The organism is Actinomyces sp. HMSC075C01, from assembly GCF_001812965.1.
Lineage (GTDB): Bacteria > Actinomycetota > Actinomycetes > Actinomycetales > Actinomycetaceae > Actinomyces > Actinomyces acetigenes.
In genome coordinates, this window is record NZ_KV811029.1 from 35,677 (window position 1) to 44,362 (window position 8,686).

At 68.2% G+C, this 8,686-nt stretch carries 2 protein-coding genes; both read right to left on the reverse strand.

The window, feature by feature from the left end:
• Positions 1-99: 99 nt before the first annotated feature.
• Positions 100-4,053 carry a DNA-directed RNA polymerase subunit beta' gene (locus tag HMPREF2883_RS11135; protein ID WP_070662381.1) on the reverse strand — a complete coding sequence of 1,318 codons (3,954 nt, stop codon included), beginning with the start codon at positions 4,051-4,053 and terminating at the stop codon, positions 100-102.
• Between the two features lie 181 nt (positions 4,054-4,234).
• Positions 4,235-7,756: a DNA-directed RNA polymerase subunit beta gene (rpoB, locus tag HMPREF2883_RS11140; RefSeq protein WP_070662385.1), complete on the reverse strand. Its 3,522-nt coding sequence runs from the start codon at positions 7,754-7,756 to the stop codon at positions 4,235-4,237.
• Positions 7,757-8,686 lie beyond the last annotated feature (930 nt).

Sequence of the window (8,686 nt, forward strand, 5' to 3'; positions counted from 1 at the left end):
CCACGCCCGGTCTCTGACGGCGTTCGGCCCGCTCCCCTGCTGGGGAGCGGGCCGAACGCTATGCGAGCCTCAGGTCCCGTGGACCCGGTGGGGGCTCGGTCAGAACTCGACGTCCTCGCTGCTGGAGAAGCCGGTGCGGAAGTCGTCGGAGAAGTCCGCACGCAGGTCCCCGCCGAAGTGGAAGTCGTCCAGGGCGACGGACTCGCCGAAGACGCCGTCTCCCAGGTCCACGCGGGAGAAGACCTCGGCCTTGACCTCCTCGGTGGGCTCGACCTCGATGTCCGAGTAGCGGGCCAGGCCCGTACCGGCGGGGATGAGCTTACCGAGGATGACGTTCTCCTTGAGGCCCAGCAGCGGGTCGGACTTGCCGTTCATGGCGGCCTCGGTGAGCACGCGCGTGGTCTCCTGGAAGGAGGCGGCGCTCAGCCAGGAGTCCGTGGCCAGCGAGGCCTTGGTGATTCCCATGAGCTCGGTACGGCCGGTGGCGGTCTTGCCACCCTCGGCCATGACCCGGCGGTTCTCGGCGCGGTAGTGCATGACGTCCACGAGGTCGCCCTGGAGGAGGCGGGTGTCCCCGGAGTCCAGCACGGTCACGCGGCGCAGCATCTGGCGCACGATGACCTCGATGTGCTTGGAGTGGATGTCCACGCCCTGGGAGCGGTAGACCTCCTGGACCTCCTCGACGAGGTGGCGCTGGGTGGCGGCCACCGAGCGCAGGCGCAGGACCTTCTTGGGGTCGACCGGCCCCTCGGTGAGGGCCTGGCCGGGCTCGACGTGGTCGCCGTCGCCCACCAGCAGGCGCTGACGGCGCGAGACCGGGACGATGACGTCCTCCTCGCCGTCGTCGCGGGTGATGACCAGGCGCTTGCCGTCGGCGTCGTCCTCGATCTTGAGGGTGCCGGCGGCCTCGGCCACGGCGGCCTCGCCCTTGGGGGTGCGGGCCTCGAAGAGCTCCTGCACACGGGGCAGACCCTGGGTGATGTCGGCGGCGCCGGCCGCACCACCGGTGTGGAAGGTACGCATGGTCAGCTGCGTGCCGGGCTCACCGATGGACTGGGCGGCGATGATGCCGACGGCCTCACCGATGTCGACGCGCTTGCCGGTGGCCAGCGAGCGGCCGTAGCAGGCGGCGCAGGTGCCGACGTTGGAGTCGCAGGTGAGCACGGAGCGCACCGTGATCTCCTCGATGCCCGCGTCGATGGCGGCCTGGATCTCGGCGTCGCCCAGGTCGGCGCCGGCCTCGATGATGAGGTTGCCCTCGGCGTCGATGGCGTCGCGCGCCAGGGTGGTGCCGAACACGGTGGTGCCCAGGATCTCCGAGGGCTCCTTGATGCGCTCGTCGCCGGCGTCGATCCAGGAGAAGATCCGCTTGGTCAGGCCCTTGCGGGTGCCGCAGTCCTCCTCGCGGACGATGACGTCCTGGGAGACGTCGACCAGACGTCGCGTGAGGTAGCCGGAGTCGGCGGTACGCAGCGCCGTGTCCGCCAGGCCCTTACGGGCGCCGTGGGTGGCGATGAAGTACTCCAAGACGCTCAGGCCCTCGCGGTAGTTGGACTTGATCGGGCGCTCGATGAGGCGCTGCTTGGGGTCGGCCACCAGTCCGCGCATACCGGCGAGCTGGCGGATCTGGTCCCAGTTGCCTCGGGCCCCGGAGACCACCATCTGGTAGACGGTGTTGCGCTGCGGGAAGTTCTCGCGCATCGCCTCGGCGACCTCGGCGGTGGCCTTGGTCCAGATGTCGATGAGCGAGGCGTAGCGGTCGTCCTCGGTGAGGGCACCGAGCTCGAACTGCTCCTCGATCTCGGCGGCCTCGTTCTCGTAGCGCACGAGGATCTCCTGCTTGGCCTCCGGGGAGACGACGTCGGCGAAGGCGACGGTGATGCCGGACCAGGTGGACCAGTAGAAGCCGTTGGCCTTGAGGGCGTCCAGGGAGGCGGCGACCTCGACGCGCGAGTAGTTCTCCGCCAGGGCGTTGACGATGTTGCCCAGCTGCTTCTTGTCCACGACGTAGTTGACGTAGGGGAAGGTCTCGGGCAGCGAGGTGTTGAACAGGGCCCGGCCCAGCGAGGTGCGCAGGGTGATCGGGTCGCCCTCGCTCCAGCCCTCGGGCGGCTGCCAGCCCTCGGGCGCGGCAATGCCCTCCTCGAAGCGGATGTCGCAGGCGGCGTTGACGTGGAGCTTGCCGAAGTCGTAGGCCATGACCGCCTCCGCGAAGGAGGAGAAGGCCGGAACGACCTCGTTGCCCTCGGCGTCGCGCTCGACCTCGACCGCCGGGTCGGGGTCGGAGGTGAGGTAGTAGGTGCCGATGATCATGTCCTGGCTGGGCATGGTCACGGGGCGCCCGTCGGAGGGCTTGAGGATGTTGTTCGAGGACAGCATGAGGATGCGGGCCTCGGCCTGCGCCTCGGCGCCCAGCGGCAGGTGGACGGCCATCTGGTCGCCGTCGAAGTCAGCGTTGAAGGCGCCGCACACGAGCGGGTGCAGCTGGATGGCCTTGCCCTCGATGAGCTGGGGCTCGAAGGCCTGGATGCCCAGGCGGTGCAGGGTGGGGGCGCGGTTGAGCAGCACGGGGTGCTCGCGGATGACCTCGGCCAGGACGTCCCAGACCTTGGGGTTGGCGCGCTCGACCATGCGCTTGGCGGCCTTGACGTTCTGGGCCTCCTTGAGCTCGACGAGCCGCTTCATGACGAAGGGCTTGAACAGCTCCAGGGCCATCTGGCTGGGCAGACCGCACTGGTGGAGCTTGAGCTGGGGGCCGACGACGATGACGCTACGGCCGGAGTAGTCCACGCGCTTGCCCAGGAGGTTCTGACGGAAGCGGCCCTGCTTGCCCTTGAGCATGTCGGACAGGGACTTCAGCGGGCGGTTGCCCACGCCGGTGACCGGGCGGCCACGGCGACCGTTGTCGAACAGGGCGTCGACGGCGTCCTGAAGCATGCGCTTCTCGTTGTTGACGATGATCGTCGGGGCGCCCAGGTCCATGAGCCGCTTGAGGCGGTTGTTGCGGTTGATGACCCGGCGGTAGAGGTCGTTGAGGTCACTCGTGGCGAAGCGGCCACCGTCGAGCTGGACCATGGGGCGCAGGTCCGGCGGGATGACCGGGATGTTGTCCAGGACCATCGACTCCGGGGCGGTGCCGGTCATGCGGAAGGCGTTGACGACCTTGAGGCGCTTGATGGCGCGGGTCTTGCGCTGGCCGGTGCCGTTCTCGACGATCTCGGCCAGGGCGGAGGCCTCGACCTCGAGGTCGAAGCTGCGCAGGCGGGCCTGGATGGCCTCGGCGCCCATGGAGCCCTTGAAGTAGATGCCGTAGTCGGCGACCATGTCGCGGTAGAGGACCTCGTCACCCTCCAGGTCACCGACCTTGAGGCTCACGAAGCGGTCCCACACCTTGTCCATGTGCTCCAGGGCACGCTGGTTGCGGCGGCGCATGGCCGTGATCTCGCGCTCGGCGGTCTTGCGGAGCTTGTCGCGCTGGGAGGCCTCGGCGCCCTCGGACTCGAGCTGGGCGAGGTCCTCCTCGAGGCGCTGCTGGCGCGCCTCGACCTCGGCCTGGCCGGACTCCTCGAGGTGCTTCTTCTTGACCTCCAGCTCGTTGCGCAGCGAGGGCAGGTCGTCGTGACGGCCCTCCTCGTCCACCTCGGTGACCATGTAGGCCGCGAAGTAGATGACCTTCTCCAGGTCCTTGGGCGCGAGGTTGAGCAGGTAGCCCAGGCGCGAGGGGACGCCCTTGAAGTACCAGATGTGGGTGACCGGCGCGGCGAGCTTGATGTGGGCCATGCGCTCGCGACGCACCTTGGAGCGAGTGACCTCGACTCCGCAGCGCTCGCAGACGATCCCCTTGTAGCGCACGCGCTTGTACTTGCCGCAGGCGCACTCCCAGTCCCGGGTGGGGCCGAAGATCTTCTCGCAGAACAGACCGTCCTTCTCGGGCTTGAGGGTGCGGTAGTTGATGGTCTCGGGCTTCTTGACCTCGCCGTGGGACCACGAGCGAATGTCCTCCGCGGTGGCGAGGCCGAGCTGGATCCTGTCGAACACGTTGGCGTCGAGCACAGTTCCTACTTCCGATGGTGAAATCTCATCAGGTGGTGGTCTGGGGGGCGTTCCGTCGTCGTTGTTCCATGACTCCGACGGCGCCTGCGAGCCTGGTGGGAGGGCGGGCGGCGGGCTGGCCGCCCGCCCTCAACCGGGGCTCGATGAAGTTGTCACGAAGTCGTCACCAGGCGGTGGCCACTCAGATCTCGTCAACCGTGGAGGCCATGGCCCCGCCCGGACGCCGGCCCAGGTCGAAGCCGAGCTCGTCGGCGGCGCGCGAGCCGTCGTCGTCGGTGTCGTCCAGGGCGATGGCGACGCCCTCGGCGTCCAGGGCCTCGACGTTCAGGCACAGCGACTGCATCTCCTTCATGAGCACCTTGAAGGACTCGGGGATGCCGGGCTCGGGGATGTCCTCGCCCTTGACGATGGCCTCGTAGACCTTGACACGGCCGTTGACGTCGTCGGACTTGACGGTGAGGAGCTCCTGGAGGGCGTGGGCGGCGCCGTACGCCTCCATGGCCCACACCTCCATCTCACCGAAGCGCTGACCACCGAACTGGGCCTTACCACCCAGCGGCTGCTGGGTGATCATGGAGTACGGACCCGTGGAGCGGGCGTGGATCTTGTCGTCCACGAGGTGGTGGAGCTTGAGGATGTACATGTAGCCCACCGAGATGGGGTACGGGAAGGGCTCACCGGAGCGGCCGTCGAACAGACGGGCCTTGCCGTTGGGCTCGACCAGCTGCAGGCCGTCGGAGGTCGGCAGCGTGGAGCCCAGCAGCCCCATGAGCTCGTTGTCCCGCACACCGTCGAAGACGGGCGTGGCCACGGGCGTGCGCGGCTCGGCCTTGATGCCGTTCTCGGGCAGGTTGGCGGTCCAGGCCTCGCCGGCCTCGCGCGCGGCGGTGGCGTCCCAGCCGCGGGAGGCGACCCATCCCAGGTGCAGCTCGAGGACCTGTCCGACGTTCATACGGCTGGGCACGCCCAGCGGGTTGAGGATGACGTCGACCGGGGTGCCGTCGGCCAGGAAAGGCATGTCCTCCACGGGCAGGATCTTGGAGATGACGCCCTTGTTGCCGTGGCGGCCGGAGAGCTTGTCACCGACGGTGATCTTGCGGCGCTGGGCGATGTAGACGCGCACCATGCGGTTGACGCCCGCGGGCAGCTCGGCGTCGTCGGAGGCGGCGTCGATCTCTCGCACACCGGTGACGATGCCGTACTCGCCGTGGGGCACGCGCAGGGAGGTGTCGCGCACCTCGCGGGCCTTCTCACCGAAGATGGCGCGCAGGAGGCGCTCCTCGCTGGTCAGCTCGGTCTCCCCCTTGGGGGTCACCTTGCCCACGAGGATGTCACCGCTGCGGACCTCGGCGCCGATGCGGATGATGCCGCGCTCGTCGAGGTTGGCCAGGGTCTCCTCGCTGACGTTGGGGATGTCGCGGGTGATCTCCTCGGCGCCCAGCTTGGTGTCGCGGGCGTCGACCTCGTGCTCCTCGATGTGGATCGAGGTGAGCATGTCCTCGGCGACCACGCGCTGGGAGACGATGATGGCGTCCTCGTAGTTGAGGCCCTCCCAGGTCATGAAGGCGACCAGGAGGTTCTGGCCCAGGGCCAGGTCGCCCTCGTTGGTGGCGGGGCCGTCGGCCAGGACCGTGCCGACCTCGACGCGCTCGCCCTCGGTGGCCACGACCCGCTGGTTGTAGCAGTTGCCCTGGTTGGAGCGGCGGAACTTGGCGACCTTGTAGACGATCTCGGTGCCGTCGTCGTTGGCCACGCGCACGAAGTCCGCGCAGACCTCGGTGACGACACCGGCCTTGTCGGCCACGAGGACGTCACCGGCGTCGACGGCGGTGCGCCGCTCCATGCCCGTGCCCACCAGCGGGGCGTCGGGGCGGATGAGCGGCACGGCCTGGCGCTGCATGTTGGCGCCCATGAGGGCGCGGTTGGCGTCGTCGTGCTCGAGGAAGGGGATGAGGGAGGTACCCACCGACACCATCTGGCGCGGGGAGACATCCATGAGGTCCACCTGGGAGGAGGGCACGAGGGCCGGCTCGCCGCCGGTGACGCGGCACAGGACGTGGTCCTCGGCGAAGTGACCGTCCTCGGTGAGGGTGACGTTGGCCTGGGCGATGACGTGGCGGTCCTCGTCGTCGGCCGTCAGGTAGTGGGTCTCGTCGGTGACCTGGCCGTCGACGACGACGCGGTAGGGGGTCTCGACGAAGCCGAAGGGGTTGATGCGCCCGAAGGTCGCCAGCGAGCCGATGAGGCCGATGTTGGGACCCTCGGGGGACTCGATGGGGCACATGCGCCCGTAGTGCGAGGTGTGGACGTCACGGACCTCCATGGAGGCGCGCTCACGGGACAGACCGCCGGGGCCCAGGGCGCTCAGGCGGCGCTTGTGGGTCAGACCCGCCAGCGGGTTGTTCTGGTCCATGAACTGGCTGAGCTGAGAGGTGCCGAAGAACTCCTTGATCGCGGCCGTCACGGGCCGGATGTTGATGAGCGTGTTCGGCGTGATGGCCTCGACGTCCTGGGTGGTCATGCGCTCGCGCACCTGACGCTCCATACGGCTCATACCGGTGCGCACCTGCGCCTGGATGAGCTCGCCCACCGCGCGGATGCGGCGGTTGCCCAGGTGGTCGATGTCATCGTACTCGACGGCGATCTCGGTGATCTCGCCGTCACGCACGCCCTCGACGGTCTCGGCGCCGGAGTGCAGGGCCAGCAGGTAGCGCAGGGCCGCGACGATGTCCTCGATGCGCAGGGTGGACTCGGTCAGGTCCGAGGCCAGGCCCAGCTTCTTGTTGATCTTGTAGCGGCCGACCTTGGCCAGGTCGTAGCGCTTGGGGTTGAAGTAGAAGTTCTCCAGCAGGGTGCGGCCGGCCTCGACGCTCGGCGGCTCACCGGGGCGGATCTTCTTGTAGATGTCCAGGAGCGCCTCGTCCTGGGTGGTGATCTTGCGGTCCTCGTCCAGGGCGGAGGTCAGGGCCGGGTAGTCGGCGAACTCCTTGCGGATCTCCGACTCGTCCATGCCCAGGGCCAGCAGGAAGACGGTGACGTCCTGCTTGCGCTTGCGGTCGATGCGCACCGCGACGCGGTCGGACTTGTCGATCTCGAACTCGAGCCAGGCACCGCGCGAGGGGATGAACTTGACGTTGTAGACGTACTTGTCCGTGGCCTTCTCGGTGGTGCGCTCGAAGTACACGCCCGGCGAGCGCACCAGCTGGGAGACGACGACGCGCTCGGAGCCGTTGACGATGAAGGTGCCCTTGTCGGTCATGAGCGGGAAGTCGCCCATGAAGACCGTCTGGGACTTGATCTCACCGGTGGAGAAGTTCTCGAAGTCCGCCACCACGTAGAGCGGGGCGGAGTAGGTGAGGTCCTTCTCCTGGCACTCCTCCGCCGTGTACTTCGGTTCCTCGAAGCGGTGGTCGTGGAAGGACAGGGCCATGGTCTCGCCGAAGTCCTCGATCGGGGAGATCTCGTCGAAGATCTCCTCCAGACCGGAGGTCTCGGGCAGGGAGCCCGGGTGCGCCTTGTTGGCGGCAGTCATCCGCTCGCGCCACCTCTCGTTACCGACGAGCCAGTCGAAGCTCTCGGTCTGAAGGGCAAGCAGATTCGGAGCCTGCATGGGCTCGGCGATCTTGGCAAAGTTGATACGACGCGACGCGGTACGGGCGGCGATGTCAGCAGCAGTGGGTGCGGAGGTGCGCGAGGCAGCCAAAGGGGGATCCTTCCCTCAGATCGGGGATCACACAACGCACACCGCGAGCACTGGGTTGAGTAGAATCTGCGTTGCCGGGCTCACGCCCGCCAGGGTTCCGACGGGTCGGGGCCCGCGCGGAGGGCAGATACTCCTCGCACCAATACACACAATGCACGCAAAGCGCTAGCGTACACGGCCCACGTCAAGGACTCCACGCCGATCCTCACCGGATCCTTGCGATTCCCACCACAGTCGCGCATACTGCCCCACCCGTGTCCACCGCGTGACCTGAGTCCCTCAGCGGGCACCATCCTCTGAGCGGCTGCCGGGCCGCCTTGCGCCCGCTCCTCACAGCCCCTGCGCAGCCAGCCACAACAGCGCCTGCACGTCTCTGTCCGGCCCCGTTCCCCCGACCGACACCGTTGCCGACGTCGGGGACGTACTTTCGGCGCGGCGACTGCGTTCTCCCCCAAACCACTGGGGACGGACCTCAGTCACCTGCAGGACATCGCAGTCCTCGACGCACATGTACGTCCCCGATCCCCACTGTGCTGTCTCCTCGCTTCTGAGGCACTCGCTCGGGCGGGAACCCGGGGCGTGCTGGTGGTCCTGGAGGTGACGATGCACGGAGGGAAGAGGCCTGACGGGTCGCTGGTGTCCATGGTGCTGACATCAACCCTGCATCGGTGCTGCGCACCGAGGAAGAACCGCAGTATTCCAACGATCTCCGCTGGAAACATTGACGGCAGGCTGGTTCATGTCAGCGCTGTGGACACCGGGCCGCGCAGGAGCGAGTCCGAGGTCCTCGGTGACACAGCCCGGCGCCTCCATCACAGGCCCTCCTGCACCGCTCCCTGACCGCCGTCTGCGCAGGGGCCCGGAGGCCATGGTCCGACGCCGGCTCCACCCCGAGTCGGCCCGAGTCGGTCTACTCCACGAGGGTCGGGA